Source organism: Lacihabitans lacunae (assembly GCF_042649125.1).
GTDB classification, from domain to species: Bacteria; Bacteroidota; Bacteroidia; order Cytophagales; family Spirosomataceae; genus Leadbetterella; species Leadbetterella lacunae.
Window position 1 is genome coordinate 749030 of sequence record NZ_JBHRYQ010000001.1, and the last position, 21130, is coordinate 770159.

18 protein-coding genes are annotated in these 21130 nt (G+C 35.7%); 8 read left to right on the top strand and 10 right to left on the bottom strand.

From position 1 onward, the window contains the following. Nucleotides 1-40 precede the first annotated feature (40 nt). Genes ACFOOI_RS03210 through ACFOOI_RS03220 form a run of 3 tightly spaced genes read right to left on the bottom strand, consistent with a single transcriptional unit; the run spans nucleotide 41 to nucleotide 2916 of the window. On the bottom strand, nucleotides 41-1141 hold the full coding sequence (locus ACFOOI_RS03210) for a carboxylate-amine ligase (protein WP_379834987.1): 1101 nt from the start codon (nucleotides 1139-1141) through the stop codon (nucleotides 41-43). A 1-nt stretch (nucleotide 1142) separates the two neighbouring features. Beyond that, nucleotides 1143-2192, bottom strand: coding sequence for an ATP-grasp domain-containing protein (locus ACFOOI_RS03215; protein WP_379834989.1), 1050 nt, complete (start codon nucleotides 2190-2192; stop codon nucleotides 1143-1145). 13 nt (nucleotides 2193-2205) lie between these two features. After that, entirely contained in the window at nucleotides 2206-2916 is a 711-nt protein-coding gene (locus ACFOOI_RS03220; RefSeq protein WP_379834991.1) for an alpha/beta hydrolase-fold protein, read from the bottom strand. Between the two features lie 94 nt (nucleotides 2917-3010). Between ACFOOI_RS03220 and ACFOOI_RS03225 the strand changes: the two genes are divergently transcribed. Beyond that, nucleotides 3011-3817 carry an alpha/beta hydrolase gene (locus ACFOOI_RS03225; RefSeq protein WP_379834993.1) on the top strand — a complete coding sequence of 269 codons (807 nt, stop codon included), beginning with the start codon at nucleotides 3011-3013 and terminating at the stop codon, nucleotides 3815-3817. A 1-nt stretch (nucleotide 3818) separates the two neighbouring features. On the opposite strand, the gene ACFOOI_RS03230 is transcribed toward ACFOOI_RS03225, so the two are convergent. Further along, nucleotides 3819-4847 carry an acyl-CoA reductase gene (locus tag ACFOOI_RS03230; RefSeq protein WP_379834995.1) on the bottom strand — a complete coding sequence of 343 codons (1029 nt, stop codon included), beginning with the start codon at nucleotides 4845-4847 and terminating at the stop codon, nucleotides 3819-3821. Nucleotides 4848-4962: 115 nt separating this feature from the next. Here ACFOOI_RS03230 and ACFOOI_RS03235 point away from each other — a divergent pair, with 115 nt between their 5' ends. From ACFOOI_RS03235 to ACFOOI_RS03245, 3 genes are all read left to right on the top strand, one after another. After that, nucleotides 4963-5310, top strand: coding sequence for a 4Fe-4S dicluster domain-containing protein (locus tag ACFOOI_RS03235; protein WP_379840170.1), 348 nt, complete (start codon nucleotides 4963-4965; stop codon nucleotides 5308-5310). Nucleotides 5311-5780: 470 nt separating this feature from the next. Next, entirely contained in the window at nucleotides 5781-6989 is a 1209-nt protein-coding gene (locus ACFOOI_RS03240) for an outer membrane beta-barrel protein (protein WP_379834998.1), read from the top strand. Between the two features lie 43 nt (nucleotides 6990-7032). Next, entirely contained in the window at nucleotides 7033-8367 is a 1335-nt protein-coding gene (locus ACFOOI_RS03245; RefSeq protein WP_379835000.1) for an ammonium transporter, read from the top strand. Nucleotides 8368-8509: 142 nt separating this feature from the next. Here the strand turns inward: ACFOOI_RS03245 and mtaB are convergent, their stop codons facing one another. From mtaB to ACFOOI_RS03260, 3 genes are all read right to left on the bottom strand, one after another. Next, on the bottom strand, nucleotides 8510-9841 hold the full coding sequence (mtaB, locus tag ACFOOI_RS03250) for a tRNA (N(6)-L-threonylcarbamoyladenosine(37)-C(2))-methylthiotransferase MtaB (RefSeq protein WP_379835003.1): 1332 nt from the start codon (nucleotides 9839-9841) through the stop codon (nucleotides 8510-8512). 86 nt (nucleotides 9842-9927) lie between these two features. Next, on the bottom strand, nucleotides 9928-10953 hold the full coding sequence (locus ACFOOI_RS03255) for a glutamine synthetase beta-grasp domain-containing protein (RefSeq protein WP_379835005.1): 1026 nt from the start codon (nucleotides 10951-10953) through the stop codon (nucleotides 9928-9930). Nucleotides 10954-11358: 405 nt separating this feature from the next. After that, the gene (locus ACFOOI_RS03260; RefSeq protein ID WP_379835007.1) at nucleotides 11359-13197 is read right to left on the bottom strand and encodes an LTA synthase family protein; all 1839 of its coding nucleotides are present in this window, start codon (nucleotides 13195-13197) and stop codon (nucleotides 11359-11361) included. An 89-nt stretch (nucleotides 13198-13286) separates the two neighbouring features. Here ACFOOI_RS03260 and ACFOOI_RS03265 point away from each other — a divergent pair, with 89 nt between their 5' ends. The 4 genes from ACFOOI_RS03265 to ACFOOI_RS03280 are packed head-to-tail and all read left to right on the top strand — an operon-like array spanning nucleotide 13287 to nucleotide 17407. After that, nucleotides 13287-15479 carry a glutamine synthetase III family protein gene (locus ACFOOI_RS03265; protein ID WP_379835009.1) on the top strand — a complete coding sequence of 731 codons (2193 nt, stop codon included), beginning with the start codon at nucleotides 13287-13289 and terminating at the stop codon, nucleotides 15477-15479. Nucleotides 15480-15490: 11 nt separating this feature from the next. Then, nucleotides 15491-16024 (top strand): hypothetical protein, encoded by a 534-nt coding sequence (locus tag ACFOOI_RS03270; protein ID WP_379835011.1) that lies wholly within the window; start codon nucleotides 15491-15493, stop codon nucleotides 16022-16024. Continuing rightward, entirely contained in the window at nucleotides 16008-16715 is a 708-nt protein-coding gene (locus ACFOOI_RS03275) for an RsmE family RNA methyltransferase (RefSeq protein ID WP_379835014.1), read from the top strand. Before ACFOOI_RS03270 ends, ACFOOI_RS03275 begins: the two co-directional genes overlap by 17 nt. Before the next feature lie 32 nt (nucleotides 16716-16747). Continuing rightward, nucleotides 16748-17407, top strand: a complete 660-nt coding sequence (locus tag ACFOOI_RS03280) for a DUF4159 domain-containing protein (RefSeq protein WP_379835016.1) — start codon at nucleotides 16748-16750, stop codon at nucleotides 17405-17407. A 3-nt stretch (nucleotides 17408-17410) separates the two neighbouring features. On the opposite strand, the gene ACFOOI_RS03285 is transcribed toward ACFOOI_RS03280, so the two are convergent. From ACFOOI_RS03285 to ACFOOI_RS03295, 3 genes are read right to left on the bottom strand one after another with little or no spacing between them, the layout of a single operon-like run. Further along, entirely contained in the window at nucleotides 17411-18406 is a 996-nt protein-coding gene (locus ACFOOI_RS03285) for a hypothetical protein (RefSeq protein ID WP_379835018.1), read from the bottom strand. A gap of 3 nt (nucleotides 18407-18409) precedes the next feature. Continuing rightward, a complete protein-coding gene (locus ACFOOI_RS03290) occupies nucleotides 18410-19846 on the bottom strand; it encodes an MBOAT family O-acyltransferase (RefSeq protein ID WP_379835020.1) in 1437 nt (478 codons plus the stop codon). Nucleotides 19847-19848: 2 nt separating this feature from the next. Further along, nucleotides 19849-21120: a dihydrolipoamide acetyltransferase family protein gene (locus tag ACFOOI_RS03295; protein WP_379835022.1), complete on the bottom strand. Its 1272-nt coding sequence runs from the start codon at nucleotides 21118-21120 to the stop codon at nucleotides 19849-19851. Nucleotides 21121-21130: the final 10 nt, after the last annotated feature.

Here is a 21130-nt window from a genome sequence, read left to right on the forward strand (position 1 = left end):
GTTTGTGATAAGTTAAGTCGCAAATTTCGGAAAATATACCTTAAAGTCCGAATTTAGTTTCTTCAATCATGTAATCTACTACCGCTTTTAGGTCGCCACCGGTTTCTTCAAAAACCTTTAGTTGCCTATCTGCACCTGTTCCATTTTTAAGGATGGTATGTATATAGTTTATTTCATGAGCTGAACCGAGCTCATCAGCAGTATCAGAAATAAAGTCTAAAAGCTCATCTACTAGACTGTGGAAAGGTACTTCTTCCTCTTTACCAAAATCTATAAGTTTGGTATGAATACCATATCGGCCTGCACGCCATTTGTTTTCGTTAATTAATACCCTGCGGTATTTTCTAAAACTAAGGTTTTGCGTTCTTAGTTTATGTATTTTAGCTACCAATGCCTGTATGATTGCAGCCAAACAGATAGTCTCATCTGTTCGCATAGGTACATCACAAATTCTAAATTCAATGGTAGGAAAAAACGGATGCAACCTTAAGTCCCACCAAATTTTCTTGCCATTATCTATACAGCCTGTTTTTATCAAAAGATTCAGATAAGCGTCATATTCTGTGGCACTATTGAAATATTCTGGTATTCCCGTTCTCGGAAATTTATCGAAAACTTTGGCTCTATATGAGTGGAAACCTGTGTTTCTACCACACCAAAAAGGTGAGTTTACGGATAATGCAAAAATATGCGGAAGGAAATAACTCGCCTCGTTGAGTATTTTTATGGCCTCGTCTCTGTCGTCTATCCCAACATGTACGTGCAAACCAAAGATTAGGTTTCCTCTAGCTACGTCACGCATTTCGTCTATTAACTTGTCATAGCGGTCGTCTTCGGTGATGAGCTGGTGTTGCCAATCCGAGAATGGATGGGTGCCACCTGCGGCAATTTTAAGATTTTGTTTTTCAGCCAAATCCACAAGCATTTTTCTCAAGTATGTTACTTCTTCTCTGGCTTGCTGGATATTTTCACAAATATTGGTACCAACCTCTACCACAGCTTGATGCATCTCTTGCTTAATTCGCTCTTGCAAAATCACCTTTCCTCCCTCAACCAACTTAGACATGTGAGATTTGAGCTCACGAGTTTCGGGGTCAATAGACTGAAATTCTTCTTCTATTCCTAAAGTGAATAATGCCATATTACTTTTGCGTTTTTTTAGTTGTTTTTGCCGGAGCTTTTTTCGCTACCACTTTTTTGGCCGCTGCTTTTTTTACAGGAGCTGCCGACACAGATTTTTTATTAGCACTTTGGCTTATAAATGTACCCCAAGTACAATTGTCTTCACCCGGAATTTGCTCTTCCGCTTTTTCTATCGCAAATTTCGCAGCATGCTCTACTACCCATTCGAAGTTTTCGGCACCCACCGAATTTATATCAGCGTCAGGAGCGGGATTACAAAAATCTATGGCATACGGTATACCGTCTCTAACAGCAAACTCTACCGTGTTAAAGTCGTAGCCAAGTGCATGGTTAAGCTTAAGCACATACTCGTGTATCACTTTCATTAATTCCTCATGCTCTTTTCCTTCGGTTTTTGGCTGAGTAGCATATCTTAAGTGATGCGGGTTTCTTGGCTCATAAGGCATTATTTTAACATATTTTCCTCCAATACAGTAGCACCTATAATAATCGGTGAAAATTATTTCCTCTTGGAGCATCATAACCAATTGGCCCGTTTCATTGTGCTTTTGCCATAAATCTTCAGGACTTTCTACTTGATACACGCTTTTCCAACCACCGCCGGAGTGAGGCTTCATGTAGGCCGGGAAACCGATTTGTTTAAACATATATTGCCAATCAAGCGGCATTACCAAGTTTCTGAATGATTGTTCTGAAGTATCGTCAGGTCTCTCTTTAGATGGCAATAAGACAGTTTTAGGTACCGGAACACCTAATTTAACAGCAAGACAGTTATTGAAAAATTTCTCATCAGCACTCCACCAAAAAGGGTTGTTGATTACGGCTGTTCCACACAAAGCTGCATTTTTTAAATATGACCTATAAAGTGGAACATCCTGAGATATTCTATCAATTATTACGGCATATTCTGATGCCACTGCTTGTTCTATTTTATCTATTTTTACAGCCTCAGCTATAATACCTTTTCCTTTGCAAAGCGTATTTACACGGTCGATAAACGCCCAAGGGAAAGTGTTTTCCATTCCGAACAGTATTCCAATTTTTTTCATGCTGATAAGGTTTTTAGTTTATTACTTTATTTAAATATTCAGGAAAGGCCATATTCCATAAAGGCCAATCGTGCTTTGCCCATCTTTTTTCGTCAAACCAATGGTTTATTTTATTGTTTCCTAAAATCTGAGAAAGATTAAGTGTGCCGTCGCGACAAATGTCCCAATCAGATGTGCCAAGAACAATTCTCAAATGGTTGAATTTCCAAGATTCAGCATTTTGCATATAATCTACGGGATTGTTAAAATACACAAAATCATCGTAATGTCCATTTAAAAACGATTTAATGTCATATTGGCCGCTCATTCCTACAGCGAAATCGAAAAGGTCGGGATATTTTAATGCCATATTTAGGGCATGAAAAGCACCAAAACTACAGCCTGCTATGCCAATCCGGTGTGTTGAGCATTCTTTTTGAATAAATGGGATCAGTTCCTCTAACAAAAATTTGGTATAAAGTTCATAATTGTAGATTTTTTTGCCAGGGTGCATGCCTTTATTGTAAAAGCTATCGCCGTCTATGGTTTCTACATTATATACTTTAACCTTACCAATATTTATTTCATGCTCAATACTTTTCATTAAACCTGAATCTCGGTTTTGATAAACCGAGCCCATAGAAGTAGGAAACATTAATATTGGCCGACCCCAATGACCGGTAATTGCTACTTCCATAGATCTGCCTAATATATGTGAAAAGAAATGTATGGTCTGTTCTGTCATTCTTGCTATTTTTGTGAGTTATCAATAATTTTCATATAATTCTAAAAATTTTCTTCTATAGAAAAAAATTTAACCACCATTATTATCTTCAGCCATGGATATTAAAATAGAAAAGTTTAAAATTTATCGACAAAAACAATTAAAATCGAAATTTCTCCACAGAATTGTCATTTTTGACTTGATTGTACCAAGTGATTTGTTGATAAATGAAACGCTTCCATTTTTATGCATGAATGACGGTCAGGATTTTGAACAACTACGACTTGAAAAAATATATCACAATTTTTACCAAATAATAAATAAACGCCACATATATATAGGTATTCATGCAAACGAAAAGCGACTTTCTGAATACGGAACTATTGGTATTCCTGATTATAAAAATAGGGGAGACTTGGCAGCTAAACACCAAAATTTTGTTTTGGAAGAATTGCTTCCCAGTATTGAAAAGGAAATAGGAGTATATTCTAAACCTTCCGAAAATATTTATTGTGGTTTTTCCCTTGGTGGTCTTTCTGCTTTTGATTTAGCCTGGGAAAATCCCAACGTTTTTTCTAAGGTGGCTGTTTTTAGTGGGTCATTTTGGTGGCGAGACAAAAGTTACGAGGAAGGTTATGACAATGACTTGGATCGTATTTTGCACAAAAAAGTTAAAAAAGGTACCTATAAACAAAACTTGAAATTTTGGTTTGAGTGTGGCACTGAAGACGAAACCGCAGACCGTAATAATAACGGGATTATAGATGCAATTGACGACACACTAGACCTGATAAAAGAACTAAAACAACTTGGTTATACTGACGAAGCGTTAAAATATGTTGAAATAAAAGGCGGCCGCCATAACTTTGACACATGGCGAACCGTCTTTCCCGAATTCTTGGAATGGGCGTTTACGGAATGACTTAGTTCAAGCCAGCCAAAAACTCAAATGTATTTATACCATCTGCGTAGTCGTCTAGGTTTGGTTTTTGGCTATAACCATAAGCAGCTGTTGAAAAGTCTGCATGCTCATTTCCGATTACTACCTGAAGATCATCTTTGTGCTTTTCTAATATGCCTTTAAGTTCATCTATATTGTCATATTCTTGATAGAATAAGGTAGAAATAGGAGAGGCCAATCCTTCATCTTCTTTTAGAAGTATAAAGCCATTGTCGAGATGTGGTACACGGTTTACCAAATATATGGCTTTCATGTATTCGTAATTGTTTGTGTATTTGGAATGAAGCATAATGCCACTCCAAAATTCTATCGACTCAAAGAAGAAATTGAAATTATAACCTTTAGGTACATATAGCTTAGATACGTTTCTGCATCCTAAGCCAAAATAACTAAAAATATCTTGTGCTAATTCAGCAATTTGAATTTTGCTTTCAGTTCCGTCTAAAACAGCTACAGATGTTCTGTTTTTTCTAATTATATTGGGTTTCTTGGCAAAATAGTATTCAAAATATCGTGAAGAGTTTCCGCTTCCGGTAGCGATAAACGCATCTGCGTCGTTTAATTTATCTACAATGTAAAAGAACTCGGAAATATCAGGTGTGATTTCTTTTAGTCTCTTCAATATAAACTGGATTAAAATTTCGTCTTGGCTAGAGGGTTTTACCAATACAATGTGCCCACTAAGTAAAACATGAAGTATATCTTGAAAACCTACCAAGGGAATATTGCCAGCAGCTACTATTCCTACTTTTTTTATCTCAACTGGGGCGAAATGTGAAATGGGGTATTTACTAACAAAATCACGCAAGGCGTCTTCTGATAGGTAATTTTCGATTATTCCTTCGAAGGCCTGTTTGATATTATCCGAGGTAAACCATTGGTTTTTTGATTTGGCCACGAAAAACAAATCCTCTAAATTATTTTCAGATAATTCAGATTTTAACGCCTTACCTAAAGTGCTAAATAGTACTATTCTTTCTTCAATTGTCATTTTTTCGATATAAATTTCTTGCATTAGCGAAATGAACACAAAAATACGAAGGATGTTAAACTTAGAAGAATTATATTTGTTATTTAGTTTATTAACCAACGATTTTTATAGACTTATGGCTATCATTATAACGGACGAATGTATAAACTGCGGAGCATGTGAGCCTGAATGCCCAAACACTGCGATCTACGAAGGTGGCATTGAGTGGACATGGGGAGGCGGTACCAAACTAACTGAAGTAGACTTCGGCGATGGTACCATAGTAAAAGGAACTGCACCGATGAGTCCAATTTCAGACGAATTTTATTATATAGTTTCAGATAAATGTACAGAGTGTACGGGATTTCATGAAGAGCCTCAGTGTGCTGCGGTTTGCCCGGTAGATTGTTGTGTACCTGATCCTGATAACGTAGAAGATTTAGAAACGCTTACTGCTAAGAAAGCTTGGCTTCACGCAGAATAATAATATTACAGTATTATATTTTAAAAAGCCGCATCCAAAAGGGTGCGGTTTTTTTATGCCATTTACTTTTTTGAATCCATTCCAAAATAATTACAGAATTAATCTCTTCTCGACTTTCCCTCTTTCATGTGTTTTCAGACTCAATATGACTAAACTAATTTTTATCCGGATGGAATAAGGTGAATTTGGGTAAAAAACAACTAAATATTTTTTTTATTTAAAAGGAATGTTTATTGAATATCAGAATTATATTTTGAATTAATTATCAAATGCAGAATTTCTTAGATATTGAACTGAAAAACATAAAAATTCAAGTTTGGGTATATTTTTATATCACTATTTTAAGAAAAGATATATTTTTTTACAAAATATGATAAAATTTAAACTTAAATGTTTGAAATAATATATTTTTAAAGAGATGTTTGTGTCATAATTAATTAAAAAAAATTTAATTTAAACCAAAGAAAATTATGAAGAAAGTTTATTTGACAGTTTTAGGTCTGGGACTTCTATTTAACGTAAGTGCCGCTGAGAATCCAACAAAACAATCGAAAGAAGAAAAGGCTAAAGCGAAAGAAGAAGTAGCTAAAGCAAAAGCAGAGAAAGAGCTTGCGGTAAAGCCTGCTCAACCAGAAGAAGAGAAGCCCCTTACATTTAGTGGATATGTAGATACCTACTATTTTGCTAACCTTAGTGGTGCTCAAACAAACTTAGGAGCTTCAGGATTTGAAAGAATTTTTGATCAGAAAGCCAATAACTTTCAAGTAGGTTTGGCTCAAATGAAAACTACCTATACTACTGGTAAAGTAACTGGTGTAATAGATTTGACGTTTGGTAACCACGGTGACTTAGGAAACTATGGAAATACTCAAAGTCCACTAGGTGCTGGAATCGGTACAACTGGTTTGGCTATCAAACAAGCATATGCTACTTGGAATTTTAATGATAAAGTTTCATTAACTGCTGGGCAATATGGTACTAACGTAGGATATGAAGTAATAGATGCTCCAGTTAACTTTAACTACTCTCTTTCAAATCTATTCGGAAACGGACCTTTCTACCATACAGGTGTTAAGTTAGACGTAGCCGCTACTGATAAATTTGGATTTATGGTAGGATTGGTAAACGGTCTTGATAGTAAAGACGATAACAATAAGGCGAAAGGATTTCAGGCTCAGGTTTCATTGACTCCTGTAGAAAACTGGAGTGTATATTTGAACTACTTTGGATCTGATGAAGGTGGTAACGACGATAAAGGTAAATATCAAAAAAATATGCACTCATGGTTTGACTTGACTACTTCATTCCAAGTAAATGATAATTTCTTAGTAGGTCTAAACGCTGCTACAGGAAGTAACAATGTAGGAAAATGGGGCGGTGCTGCTCTTTACTTAAATGGAAACGTATCAGAGAAATTCTCAATCGGTACTAGATTAGAAGTATTTGATAATAAAGAAGGTGGTATTTATCTTGTAGATGCAAATGGTGACGGAGTAACTGCTACATCATTAACTTTCACAGGTAGCTATAAAGTTTCTGACAACTTAATGTTTAAGCCTGAATATAGATTTGATTCTTACAAAAACGCAAAAGGAACCTACCAAATTTATGACAAAGACGGTGGGTTGACTAAGAAATCACAATCGACTTTAGGTGCAGCTTTGATTTTCTATTTCTAAACTATACTTAATTTTTTGTACAACAATTTAACCATTTTATTTTATGACCGAAACTACTAAAATTAAACCATCGTATGTACCCATTGGTATATTAGGTGCAGTAACTGTTTTAGCTCTTCTTTTTCCGTCAATACCTTCAGCTATTGTAACAGAAGGTATTGATAGCGGAGACACCGCATGGATGTTGGTTGCTTCTGCTCTTGTATTAATTATGACTCCGGGCTTAGCCTATTTTTATGGAGGAATGGTAAATGCGAAAAACGTTATCTCTACTATGCTTCAGAGTTTTATCGCCATGGGCGTTATTTCTATTGTTTGGGTTGTAGTAGGTTACAGTTTGGCTTTCGGCGATAGTATTGGAGGTTTTGTAGGAAATCCATTTACACACTTCATGATGAAAGGTGTTTTGGACGCAGCTCCATGGGGAACTATCCCGGCTATTATGTTTGCATTTTTTCAGTTAAAATTTGCGGTTATCACACCGGCATTGGTAACTGGATCGATGGCCGAAAGAATCAACTTTAAATCTTATGTTTTATTTATGGTGCTATTCAGCATATTTATTTATGCTCCATTGGCACACATGACTTGGGCTTCAGGTGGTTTCCTTTTCGAAATGGGAGTTCTTGACTTTGCAGGTGGAACTGTAGTTCACATGTCTGCGGGTTGGGCTGCTCTTGCAGGTTCTATTTACCTAAAAAGACGTAGATCTCACGTAGAAGGTAGATTTTTGCCTCCAGCAAACATTCCATATGTATTGTTAGGCACAGGTTTGTTGTGGTTCGGATGGTTCGGATTTAACGCCGGGTCTGCATTAGGTGCTAATCCTTTGGCTGCTTTAGCTTTTGCTACTACTAACACTGCCGCTGGTGCTGCTGGTATAGCTTGGGTATTGTTTGATGCCGCTAAAGGTAAAAAAGTTTCTGCATTAGGTTTTTGTATTGGTGTAGTGGTTGGTCTAGTTGCGATTACGCCAGCTGCAGGTTTTGTTACAATTCCTCACGCTTTGGTAATCGGTGTTGTGGCTTCATTAATTTCGAATTACTTAGCTCACTTCAAAACTAAAACAGCTCTTGATGATACTTTGGATGTATTTCCTTGTCACGGAGTTGGTGGTATGGTAGGTATGGTATTTACAGGGGTGTTCGCTACTTCAGCAGTGAATAGTGCAGTTACTGATCAAGGCTTGTTCTTTGGTGAAACTACATTGTTTGTGAAACATTTGGTAGCATTAGTACTGGTATCTGCTTTTGCTTTTATCATGTCATTTGTTATCATGAAAATTACAGATATCATTGTTCCAATGAGAGTTTCAGAAGAAGACGAAGTGTTGGGCTTAGATTTAAGTCAGCACGATGAACAACTTCTAGAAGCTTAAAAATATTCTTTCAACAAAATCACAATTTATTGTGGTTTTGTTGTACTCCAAGATGCAAAATACCCGTCATATTGATGGGTATTTTCATTTATAAGTTATCTCAGTTTTAAGTCTAAAAGATTAACTAAGGTAAGTTAAGGAATTAATGGTGGATTAATACTTCTTGATTCTCTTCTACTTCCATCAGCATTTGATCATTGATTTGAATCAAAGAAACCGTTTTAAGGTCATTTACTAAAAGCGGGTCATACTTGGCCGAAACTTTAATGTAGTTTTCGGTAAATCCAGTCATCAATCCGTTGTTTTCTTCCTCTTCAAACAAAACGGTTTTAGTGGTTCCGATATGCTCCGTGTAGAAAGCTCTTCTTTTTTTATCAGAAAGAATATGAAGCATTTTAGAACGTTCTGCACGCTTATGTTGAGGTACTATTGGGCGAATGTCAACTGCGGCTGTATTCTCTCTCTCAGAGTACGTAAAGACGTGTAGGTAGCTGATATCAAGTTCGTTTAAGAAATTATATGTTGCTAAAAACTCTTCGTCGGTTTCGCCAGGATGCCCCACTATTACATCTACACCGATACAGCAATGCGGCATTAGTGTTTTTATGGTTTTGATACGATCTTGGTATAAGTCTCGCTTATATCTTCTTTTCATTAAAGCCAAAACCTTTGGACTGCCAGACTGAAGCGGAATATGGAAATGAGGAACAAATTTCTCAGAGGAGGCTACAAATTCAATTATTTCATTACTAAGCAGATTGGGCTCAATACTTGAAATTCTAAATCTTTCTATGCCTTGTACTTTATCCAAAGCTTGTATAAGTTCAAGGAAGCTACTTTTGCGTTCTCCGTCAATTAAGCCAAAGTCACCAATATTAACTCCTGTTAATACTATTTCTTTAACTCCGCTTGCTGCTATTTCTTTTGCGGCTGCTACTACATTGCTTACGGTGTCAGATCTTGAAGCACCTCTCGCTAGAGGAATTGTGCAGTATGAACAAGGGTAGTCGCATCCGTCTTGAACTTTTAAGAAAGTTCGGGTGCGGTCGTTTATTGAATATGAGGTATGGTATTCTAATTTTTGGTCAATACTTGTATTGAATATTTTTTCGGTGACTTTACCGCTTGATTCTTTTTTGAAATCTCCAATAAGTTCATGTAGCCTAAACTTTTCGGCAGCTCCTAATACAGCGTCAACTCCTTCTATTGAGGCTATTTCTTCTGGCTTCAGTTGTGCATAACAACCAATGATGGCAACATAGCCATCAGGGTTAATTTTTTGGGCTTCTTTTACTATTTTCTTGCATTTTTTATCCGCGTTTTCAGTCACTGAGCAGGTGTTAATAATAAAAACATCTGGGGTGTCCTGAAACTCAACTTTTTGAAAACCTTTGTCTTCAAAAGTTCTTGATATTGTTGATGTCTCTGAGAAATTGAGTTTACAACCAAGCGTATAAAATGCTACCTTTTTCATTATTAGTAAAATAAGTTGCAAAATTACAAACAAAAAACCCCCAGAACAAAGTTTTGGGGGTCTTTTAAGATTATCTTAAATGCGAATTATAATTTCGCAGTTTTAACAGTTTTGATAATTCTAGCAGCTACTTTGTAAGGATCTGCTGCAGAGTTTGGTCTTCTGTCTTCTAACCAACCTTTCCATCCTTTCTGAACAGCAGCGATTGGAATACGGATTGAAGCACCCCTATCAGAAACTCCATAAGAGAATTGATCGATAGATTGTGTTTCGTGCTTTCCTGTTAGTCTTAGGTGATTATCAGCACCATAAACTTCAATGTGCTCTTTTACAAATGGAGCAAATGCTTGACAGATTTTATCGTAAACTTCTTTGTTTCCTGCAGTTCTAAGAGCAGTGTTAGAGAAGTTTGCATGCATACCTGAACCATTCCAGTCAGTATCGCCAAGTGGCTTACAGTGGTAGTTCACCCATACATTATATTTTTCACATGTTCTTTCTAGTAAATATCTAGCTACCCATATTTCGTCACCAGCTTGAGCGGCACCTTTAGCAAAACATTGGAATTCCCATTGTCCAGCTGCTACTTCAGCATTGATACCTTCTACATTAAGACCAGCTTGTATACACCACTCTAGATGCTCTTCTATAATATGACGGCCGTATGCATTTTTAGCACCTACTGAACAGTAGTATGGTCCTTGAGGACGTGGGTAACCGTTTACAGGGAAACCTAAAGGAAGGTTTGTGTCACAGTCATAAAGGAAATATTCTTGTTCAAAACCAAACCAGAAATCGTTATCGTCGTCTTCGATGGTAGCACGACCATTTGATTCGTGAGGATTTCCGTTTGAATCTAATACTTCACACATAACTAAGTATGCAGGAGTTCCTAATAACGAACGCTCAGGATCTTTACAGATATATACAGGCTTTAGTTGACAGTCAGAAGATCCACCTGGTGCTTGCTCAGTAGATGAACCGTCGAAAGACCACATATCGCAATCTTCTAATTTTCCTGAAAAATCGTTTTCTATTTTGGTTTTGCTTCTAAGGCTTTGAGTTGGTTTGTAACCATCAAGCCAGATGTACTCTAATTTAGACTTTGCCATTGTAAATACTTTGTTGTTATTAATTAGGTCCTTGATTAAGAATGATGTTACAAATATAGGGCAATTGTCAGAAGATTATTTCTATTTATTAAAAAAAGTATAGTTTTAATTCTAAGTTATTCGAAAAATACAATAAAATGTAAAAATATTAAGGTTTTGAAATATCGGTAGGTTGAGTTTTTTCTTTTTTTGCTTAAAAAGAATAGTTTTTGTCGCAAAATAGGTATTATTTTCATTTCATTTTTTCAAAAAAAATATAATTTTTAACTTTTCTAGTGAAAAAGTAATTCATGTTTCAATAAATTCACTTTTTCATTTTTTAGAAATATGCGTTTTAATTTTAAAATATTAAGACAAAAAAAGCAGCTACAAAAGCTGCTTTTGAGAATAGAACAATATAGATAGTTATCTCTTTAAGTAGTCCTCAAATGTTCGTTGTTGCATAGACTTTCCTTCTTCTATTTCTTTAGGAAGAATCTTGCCTTCAGTTTCTATGGTCCTTTTGCCAACATTGTCAAAGACCAATACTTTCTCTGGCTTGATATAACCAAAGCCATTGTTAAATGCATAAAAGGCCCAAGGCTTGGTGTTTTTGTTGAGTATGTCTTTGCTCCAAACAAATTGAGAAGCATCAAATTTTAACTGATGAAGTAGAGTAGAGGCCAAGTCTATTTGAGAACCAACTTTCATAATCTTTGAAGGAGATTTGATAGCACCACCCAGCCAAAGCATCGGAATTTTAAAATCATCCACATTTTTTTTCGTCTCGGGCAATCTATTTCCATGATCGGCTATTATGACAATGATGGTATTGTCCCACCAAGGTTGTTTTTTTGCATTTTCAATAAACTCACCCAAAACCTCGTCTGTATAATTCATTGAGTTCATGAACATGTCCAAAGTTTCATTACCTTCAATTTTTTTTGCTCTTGAAGTTTCAAAAGGTTCATGGCTTGATAGGGTAAGGAGCGTAGAAAAGAATGGTCTTTTTTGAACAAACTTATGGTCATTTAGGAATTTTTCGAATAAAAACTCATCGTGAACTCCCCATTTCGAAGTGTTTAATTCTTCTGGGAAATCATTTTTGTCAACAATTTTATTAAAATTAGCTCCAAATAAGTAGCTTTTTATATTAGCAAATTCGGTGTCTCCTCCGTAATAAAACTGATTAGTATAGCCTTTTGCTTCAAAAACTTTGGTGATTACGGGTAAGCTAGCAGACTTTAAAGGCTGCTTTATGATAGATGTAGTAGGTTGTGCAGGGTATGCACTTAGCACACTTACCAAGGCTTTGTCTGTTCGGTCACCGGAGGCATACAGATTATCGAAATAAATCCCTTCAGCACGAAGTTTATTGAAATTTGGAGTGATTTCTATGCCATTATAAGTTTCTCCTACAATTTTCTTTGTAAAGCTCTCCCACATTATAATGAGTACGTTGGGTTTGCTGCTGTTGTTTTTTAAAACATAATGCGGAGTGCCAGAGGTTTTATATAATTTATTGATATCGTTATCCAGTATTTCTTTTGGTAGGTAAGTAAATGGATTTACCTTATTAGAAGTATTGTAAAGCACTGAGCTTAGAAAATTCCAAGGAGCATTTAATGCTGAAATATTGGCAAAGTTATTATTTGAAAAATAAACCGTGCTGTGGTTCATTGGAGCTATTCCAAATCCACCTCTTATGGGTATTATCAAAGATGCCGAAAACAATAGTCCATATATAATGAAAGGGAAATTGTTGATGAATTTCCAATTGTCTATTTTGTTTGCCATGATTCTATACATGATATAGTTACTCACTGCCATTAATGCCAAAAAGCTAATCAGAAGTGCTATTACAGGAGAATTTGTAATAGATGCAATAGCCTCACGCGGACTTTTAAGATAACCTAACGGTGTAGCGTCTATTCTGAATGACCAAATATTATAAACCTCAAGATCTACTATTATTATAAGGGTAATGATAAATACCAAAATGAATGTGTAGGTGAAAATGGTACTCTGAAAAACGCTTTTTTTAATGAAATTAGAAAAAGTAACCCAAAGAAAAGGAAACAAAGAAAGGTAACCTGCCATAGATAAATCCATTCTAAAGCCATTCCAAAATATTCCGAAAACTGTTTCTAAAGTTAATAGTTTTGAATCTTCGATGTGGTACGCCAAAAATATTACTCTGGCAGCAAGGAAATAAATGGCCCAAAAGGTAAAATAGATTAAAATAAATCGGATTCTTTCTCTCATATAATTTGTTGAAATATCTTTAATAAGCAAAAACTAATGGTTAATTTGCTTCAAATATATAAAGTACAACTCATATTACGAATGATATTATGTCTGAACTAAGATGGAAAGCTCTAGATGCAGCTCAAAATAGGATTATACCTACTATAAATATACCAGAAGGTAAGGTAACTGATTTTTATGGTATTCATACTTTTACAGATGAAGCTATGAAAACTTTACTTTCGCCTGATGCATATAAGAAAGTAAGTTTCGCCATAAAAAGTGGTGAAAATATAGAAGGAAATGTGGCAGACGAAGTGGCATCAGCCATGAAGTCATGGGCTATTTCAAAAGGTGCTACGCACTACACCCACTGGTTTCAACCTCTGACAGGTGGAACTGCTGAAAAACACGATGCGTTTTTTGATATTTCATTCGATGGCCAAGCCATTGAAAAATTTAAAGGAAGTGCATTGGTTCAACAAGAATCGGACGCATCATCATTACCCAATGGTGGAATCAGAGAAACTTTTGAGGCGAGAGGATATACAGCATGGGATCCAAATTCTCCTGCTTTTATTTTATATAACACGGCCGGAACAGGTACCTTATGTATACCTTCTATTTATCTTTCTTATACAGGAGATTTACTTGACGCCAAAACTCCATTGTTAAACTCTTCGACTGTTTTAGACAAGGCAGCCACTAGTGTAGCAAATATTTTCGATAGAAATGTGGAGAAGGTTACGGCTACCTGCGGTATTGAGCAAGAATATTTCTTGGTTGACAAAGCTTTGTTTTACTCACGCCCTGACTTATTGATGTGTGGAAGAACAGTTTTTGGACATTCACCAGCCAAAGGACAACAATTAGAAGATCATTATTTTGGCTCTATTCCTCCTAGAATCAACGCCTTTATGGTTGATTTTGAGATAGAAGCCCTTAAAATTGGTATTCCGGTTAGAACCAGACACAACGAAGTGGCTCCAGGTCAATTTGAAGTTGCACCTACTTTTGAAGAAATTAATTTGGCATGTGATCATAATATCTTATTGATGGATATAATGAAAAAAACAGCGATTAAGCATAATTTCGAAGTTCTTTTCCATGAAAAACCATTCGCAGGAATAAACGGAAGTGGAAAACATAATAACTGGTCTATTTCAACAGATACAGGCGTTAATCTTTTAGGGCCAAGTTCTAAACCGAAAGAAAGCTTACGTTTTGTTACGTTTTTGATTAATATTATCAAAGCTGTACACGATCACGCTGATATTCTAAGAGCTACTGTAGCTACAGCTGGAAACGAACACAGACTGGGTGCAAACGAAGCTCCGCCAGCCATAATCTCAATATTTTTAGGAACTCAAATGACTAAAGTTTTAGAGGATATTGAAAACAAAGAAATAGTAGAAATAGAAAAAGGAGAAAACGCCTATATTAAACTTGGACTTAATAGAATCCCCTCTATTTTATTAGATAACACAGATAGAAACCGTACGTCACCTTTTGCATTTACCGGTAACAAGTTTGAGTTTAGAGCAGTTGGAAGTACGGCTAACTCTGCAACTCCTATGATGGTTCTAAATACGATAGTGGCTAATCAGCTAGAGAACTTTAGAAAAGAATACGATTTCGAAAGAGAGAATGATCCTTCTAAAAAAGAGGGGATAATTCTTAAGATTTTGAAAAGATATATCAAAGAATCAAAAGCAATTCTGTTTGAAGGAAATGGGTATTCACAAGAATGGGAAGAAGAAGCAGCTAAAAGAGGATTGTCGAACTTTAAATTGGCACCAGATGCCCTAAAGGCCTATATAAGTGATTCTACAGTTGAAATATTTGAAAAAATGAAAGTTCTCACTAAGAAAGAACTTCAGGCTCGATATGATATTCGTTTAGAGAACTACATTAAGAAAATCCAGATTGAATCTCGTATGATTGGTGATTTGGCTCAAAATCATGTGGTTTCTACTGCTGTCAAATATCAAACACGACTGGTGCAAACTTCAAAGTCACTTTTAGAAATGGAATTAAAAGATGAAGCTGAACCAATTATTCAGATAATCAAGGACATTTCGAGGCATGTTAAAATCATTTCGCTAAAAGTTGGAGAAATGACAGATGCTCGAAGAAAGGCAAATAACATAGAAAGTGTGGAAGAAAGGGCTAGACTATATAGCACAGAAGTAAAAAGCTTTTTTGATATAATTAGAAAAGAAGTAGATAAATTGGAACTAATTATTGACGATGAAGATTGGCCTTTAACTAAGTATCGCGAATTATTATTTATTAGATAAACAAAAAAAGTATGAATCCTGGATTTTCAAAAGAGGAAATTGAGAAGTTAAAAGCAGAGTGTGCAGAAGAAGGTCAGTCTTTTGTGTTAGTAGAAGACGAAGAAGATTTTGACGACTCGGGCGACTTCGCACATTTTCAGTTTATTGGTCAGTACGAAGGCAAGGAAGTAATTTATGATGCGATCATGAGCACATTGTCGCTTCACCACAATGCTTTGGTTTTTGATTATGCTGAACAAAAGGTGCAAGCGGCTTTCAAAGACTATATTCCTCTAGAAGACAGAACTGACGTTAGTAAGATTAACGAAGAAGCTGAAGAGATGTTAGAAGAAATAATGGAGGAACTTGAAGAAGAAGAAACCATAAAAGTGGCTGAATTTGTGGATGTAGATCCAGATTTTGAATTTGGCGTAGGTCTTGAAATCGCTCTAAACTTAACAGAGATCACGATTGAAGACATCGAGACTTTTATTGAAGAATTTAACGCAGGAACCATAAGTCTGGATAAGACTATGTATAGTTTTAAAAATGATTTCGAAGATTAATTTTTTATTTTATTGTCCTGATATTCAAATTACTAACTGTTTAGACACGGTTGATTCTCAGCATTGTGTAAAGGTGTTAAGGAATACTACAGGCGATAAAATTCATGTTACTGACGGTAATGGGGGTTGGTATCTGTGTCAAATCACAGATGCCAACCCTAAAAAATGTCAGCTTGTTATTCTGGAGGAAGAACAGAATTATCAAAAACCATGCAGGAAAATTTCATTGGCTATCTGCCCAACTAAAAGTGCCGATAGGATTGAATATCTCATAGAAAAAGCGGTAGAAATTGGCCTTCACGAGGTCTTTTTTGTTTCCACACAAAATACCTACCCCAAGCGAGTAAATATGGAAAGGATGACCAAGATTGCGGTTTCGGCAATGAAACAGTCATTAAAAGCATATTTGCCCATTTTACACGATTATAGTAAACTGGACGTTTTCTTAAAAAATACAAAAGGCTATAATCAAAAGTTTTTAGCTCATTTGGACCATAAAAGTCAGCCCTTAACAGCAATGAAAATTGCGGATAGTCCGTTAATATTTGTAGGTCCTGAAGGAGATTTTAGTGAAAGCGAGATTGAATTAATTAATCAAAATGGGTTTGAAACCGTCACTTTGGGGAGCTCGAGATTAAGAACTGAAACTGCTGGTGTAGTTTCAGTAAGTTTGTTGAATTTGTTGCCTTAAAAAGAACTCTGGAGAATAGAAATTAAAAACACATGAAGAAGATTTGTTCGTTTATTTTATTAGTTGCATTGCCACTATTTTCATTTTCTCAGGCATACACTGTAAAAATAGCCAAAATGAAATACAACGGTGGGGGAGATTGGTATGCAAACAAAACCTCCTTGCCTAATTTGATTTCGTTTTGTAACAAAAATCTAAAAACAAATATTTTTCCTGAGGAAGATATTATTGAGCCTGGTGATCAAAAGATTTTCCAATATCCGTTTGTTCACATGACTGGACATGGAAATGTGTTGTTTTCTGATCAAGAGGTTGCTAATCTTCGCAAATACTTATTGTCAGGAGGATTTTTACACATCGATGATAACTACGGAATGAATAAGTTTATTAGAAGAGAAATGAAAAAGGTATTTCCGGAGCATGAGTTTGTAGAAGTACCATTTTCTCATCCTATTTACCACCAAAAGTATCAGTTTGCTAAGGGCTTACCAAAAATCCATGAACATGATAACCTACCACCACAAGGCTTTGGAATTATCCATGAGGGTAAATTAGTTTGCTATTTTAGTTACGAGTGTGATCTCGGAAATGGCTGGGAAGACCGCGTAATTTATAACGACCCTGAAGCCGTTAGAATGGAAGCCTTAAAAATGGGAGCAAACCTCATTCAGTTTGCGTTTACGAGCTATTAAGCTCTATTTATATATTTCTGAAAGTATTGCCGTTCCTACCACAGGTTTAAAGTGTGATGCCTCATAGTAGTTGCTAATGTCGTTTGTATATTTATTTTTTCCAGAATAATTATAGACGTTTTCCTTTCCAAAATATATCTGAAGCACTTCTAAATCTACCGGATTAAAGTCTCTTTGGTCAAATAAAGGCGATATTATCACTTTATACTTCGTATTGTCAGCTTTAAGTATTTCTGAAATTACTTTTAAATCTGCTAAGTGATGATCTTTAATATTTACCGATTCCATTGGTGGATTTTGGAAACGATTCAGAAACTCAGGTTTTTTATAGTAATTCAGCGAATCCGCTTTTAAATCAGCAATATTTTCAGGAAAAAGAAAGTCATTGTAAGGGTCTGTATAGAAATATTTAAACTTAAAAAACTCATCCATATAAGGGCGGAAGGTTTTAAAAATTTTAAGGTCAAAATATGAAATGAAATACTGTTTTTTGAAAAAAGCCTTGAAAAAAGTCAAATGGTATGCCAAAAAGCTTTGACCTGACCAACGGTAATCCTTTAAGTGTACAATTGACTCTGACTCTTCAAATTGCTCTGAAAAAGTATCGCCATCTATTACAATTATAGCGTTTTCTATTTTGTTTCCTTGCTTTTTTATGTATTTCATTTTTCCCGAAATACCCGAAATATTGTCATTGAAAGCATCAAAATGATATGGGTTGGGGTCGCCAATAAATTTCGCCCATTCGCCAGTTTGAAAAGCACTCGACCTTGAGCTACCAAACACAAAAGACTTAAACTTGAATTCTGGATTGTGATTTAAGAAAACTTCGGTACTTATACGGTTTCTGTTATACGTTTTTAGGTAGTTACTGCCATATTTATCATATTTATAAATAACATGAAACGGGTCCATTATAAAGTATGCTGCCACCACTAGTAATATTGGACTAGTAAATAAAAGAATTTTTTTAGTAAAATATGCGAGCGTATTTTTCATGAATTAAAACTGGAAATAAATAAACTGAACTTCACCAAAATACCCAAACGTGATTAAGAAAGCCAACAAGAAATAATAGATTCCCCATCTCTTCCATCTCGGAAGTCCTTCTGCCCAAGCACCCATATCTTTGGTTCTTTGCATCCATTCTACTACTTGTAATACCAATAGTCCTACCAATATTACTACCAGTTCTTTTTCGCCAATCAGATTGATTACGTCTTGAACGCTATGGCTACTTTTAACAAAGGAGTTTTTAATGATGTATTTGGCTTCAGAAAAGGTTTTTGCTCTGAAAAATATCCAAGCAAATATCACCAAAGAAGTAGTAATTAGGTTTTCAATTAAATTAGAAATGGTTTTGTTTTTGATTAAACCAAATACTTTTTGCTGTGTTTCTTTGGTTAATTGGCCTATTACCAAATAAATGCCGTGTAAGGCTCCCCATATTACGAAATTCCATGACGCTCCGTGCCAAAGGCCGCTAATCATGAAGGTAATAAAAAGATTGAAATATCGGCGGTAAGTAGGTACTCTGTTTCCGCCCAAAGGAATATACAAGTAGTCTCTAAACCATGTAGAAAGCGAAATGTGCCATCTTTTCCAGAATTCTGAAATGTTTTTAGCGAAATAGGGTCTGTTGAAGTTTTTCATAAGGTCAAAACCCATCACGCGTGCAGAACCCAAGGCTATGTCTGAATAACCAGCAAAATCACAATAGATTTGGATTGAAAAAAACAAGGTTGCGACTACAATTGGTAGTCCTTGATAGTGCTCCGAATTGTTGTATATTTTGTCTACGAATACACTTAAATTATCCGCAATAACCACTTTTTTAAACATTCCCCAAAGCATCAGCCTAAGGCCAGACTTTACGCGGTCGTAATCAAACGTATGGTTTTCATAAAACTGATACAATACATTTTGTGGACGCTCGATAGGCCCAGCCACCAACTGTGGATAAAACATGACATAAAGAGCGTAGATTCCAAAGTTGCGTTCTACTTTATGATTTCCTCTGTACACTTCTATGGTATATGACATCGCTTGGAAAGTGTGAAACGAAAGACCGATAGGCAGTGCAAATTGCCAAAGGGGAGAATATTGTTCGTGAACACCAACTTTAAATGCGATGGCATTCATATTATCTATAATGAAGTAATAATACTTAAACATGGCCAAAACTCCCAAATTGGCCACCAAACTGACGGCGAGGGCCATTTTTCGTTTTTTACCTTCTGATTGTCCAATCCAAATACCCGCGAAATAATCGATGATAATGGTGAAAATAAGGATAAATATATATTCCCACTTAAAAAAGCTGTAAAAAAAACAACTGGCAGAAAGCAACAAAAACCATCGATACTTATGTGGAATAAGAAAGTATAGTAAAGTTACTATGGGAAAGAATAATAGAAACTCAAACGAATTAAAAAGCATACTTAAGAATTTAGATCTTTCTCCAAGTTAAAGTTTTCGAAATAATCAGATACTTCTTTTAAAAATAAACCACCTAGCGAGCCATCTACTACTCTGTGGTCATAAGAGTGAGAAATTACCATTTTTTGACGGATACCAATAAAATCTCCTTCTGGCGTTTCTATAACGGCTGGCATTTTTCTGATAACTCCAAAGGCTAAAATGGCCACCTGAGGTTGCAAAATTATGGGTGTTCCTGACAAATTTCCAAATGAGCCAATGTTTGTTACGGTGTAAGTTCCTCCTGCCAGCTCTTCAGGTTTCAATTGATTATTTCTGGCTCTATTTGCCAAGTCGTTTACTTTAAGTGCCAATTGAGCAAGCGTATATTGGTCGGCTCTATGAATAACAGGCACTATCAAATTGCCGTTTGGTAAGGCTACAGCCATTCCTATGTTAATATCATTTTTGAAAATAATATTGTCTTCACTAACCTGAATATTGATAGCAGGGAATTTTTTAATGGCTTGAATAACAGCCTGAATTAAAACCGGAGTATAAGTGAAGTTCTCTTTGTAATCATGCTTAAACTGATCTTTAACTGCTTCTCTAAACTTAACAACGTGCGTCAGGTCTGACTCTATAAATGAGGTTACGTGAGGCGAAATTCTTTTCGAATCTACCATTCGCTGAGCAATCACCTTACGCATACGGTCCATTTCTACCACTTGGTCGTTTGATGAGCTAAACGAGCTCTGAACGGCCTTGTTTGGTGGTGTAGCTTTTCCGTTCTTTTTATTTTCCAAATAAGCTAGAATATCATGTTTTGTAACACGATTTTCTAAACCTGTACCTTTGATTCTGTTTAATTCCTCTGACGAAATGTTCTCAGTTTTAGCAATATTCAATACCAAAGGCGAATAAAACTTACCGTTGCTATTGCTACTTAAGGTATGGTGCGTCTGTATTTTTTCTATATCAGAAAGTATCACTTCTGCAGCCTTTTTTTCTTCTGGAGCATCTGGTACCACTTCCTCTGACGTTACTGCTGTCGTTGAAGTTTCTAAAATGCAGATAGGTTCGCCTATAACAGCCACATCGCCTTCCTGAACTAAAAACTTTGCGATAACACCACTATGCGATGAGCCAATTTCGGTATCTATTTTGTCTGTCGCAACTTCTAGAATCATATCATCTATTGCTACAGTATCTCCTTCGTTAACAAGCCATTTTAAAACCGTACATTCAAAAATACTCTCGCCCATAGTAGGCATCAATATTTCCAACTTCGCCATATTTTTAGTT

What these genes read in the sequence shown, in the direction of transcription:
- ACFOOI_RS03275 (WP_379835014.1), top strand. Translation starts at nt 16,008, where the DNA reads ATGATTTCGAAGATTAATTTTTTATTTTATTGTCCTGATATTCAAATT.
- ACFOOI_RS03245 (WP_379835000.1), top strand. Translation starts at nt 7,033, where the DNA reads ATGACCGAAACTACTAAAATTAAACCATCGTATGTACCCATTGGTATA.
- ACFOOI_RS03265 (WP_379835009.1), top strand. Translation starts at nt 13,287, where the DNA reads ATGTCTGAACTAAGATGGAAAGCTCTAGATGCAGCTCAAAATAGGATT.
- ACFOOI_RS03255 (WP_379835005.1), bottom strand. Translation starts at nt 10,953, where the DNA reads ATGGCAAAGTCTAAATTAGAGTACATCTGGCTTGATGGTTACAAACCA.
- ACFOOI_RS03220 (WP_379834991.1), bottom strand. Translation starts at nt 2,916, where the DNA reads ATGACAGAACAGACCATACATTTCTTTTCACATATATTAGGCAGATCT.
- ACFOOI_RS03230 (WP_379834995.1), bottom strand. Translation starts at nt 4,847, where the DNA reads ATGACAATTGAAGAAAGAATAGTACTATTTAGCACTTTAGGTAAGGCG.
- ACFOOI_RS03270 (WP_379835011.1), top strand. Translation starts at nt 15,491, where the DNA reads ATGAATCCTGGATTTTCAAAAGAGGAAATTGAGAAGTTAAAAGCAGAG.
- ACFOOI_RS03240 (WP_379834998.1), top strand. Translation starts at nt 5,781, where the DNA reads ATGAAGAAAGTTTATTTGACAGTTTTAGGTCTGGGACTTCTATTTAAC.
- ACFOOI_RS03290 (WP_379835020.1), bottom strand. Translation starts at nt 19,846, where the DNA reads ATGCTTTTTAATTCGTTTGAGTTTCTATTATTCTTTCCCATAGTAACT.
- ACFOOI_RS03260 (WP_379835007.1), bottom strand. Translation starts at nt 13,197, where the DNA reads ATGAGAGAAAGAATCCGATTTATTTTAATCTATTTTACCTTTTGGGCC.
- ACFOOI_RS03235 (WP_379840170.1), top strand. Translation starts at nt 4,963, where the DNA reads ATGGCTATCATTATAACGGACGAATGTATAAACTGCGGAGCATGTGAG.
- ACFOOI_RS03285 (WP_379835018.1), bottom strand. Translation starts at nt 18,406, where the DNA reads ATGAAAAATACGCTCGCATATTTTACTAAAAAAATTCTTTTATTTACT.
- mtaB (WP_379835003.1), bottom strand. Translation starts at nt 9,841, where the DNA reads ATGAAAAAGGTAGCATTTTATACGCTTGGTTGTAAACTCAATTTCTCA.
- ACFOOI_RS03280 (WP_379835016.1), top strand. Translation starts at nt 16,748, where the DNA reads ATGAAGAAGATTTGTTCGTTTATTTTATTAGTTGCATTGCCACTATTT.
- ACFOOI_RS03295 (WP_379835022.1), bottom strand. Translation starts at nt 21,120, where the DNA reads ATGGCGAAGTTGGAAATATTGATGCCTACTATGGGCGAGAGTATTTTT.
- ACFOOI_RS03210 (WP_379834987.1), bottom strand. Translation starts at nt 1,141, where the DNA reads ATGGCATTATTCACTTTAGGAATAGAAGAAGAATTTCAGTCTATTGAC.
- ACFOOI_RS03225 (WP_379834993.1), top strand. Translation starts at nt 3,011, where the DNA reads ATGGATATTAAAATAGAAAAGTTTAAAATTTATCGACAAAAACAATTA.
- ACFOOI_RS03215 (WP_379834989.1), bottom strand. Translation starts at nt 2,192, where the DNA reads ATGAAAAAAATTGGAATACTGTTCGGAATGGAAAACACTTTCCCTTGG.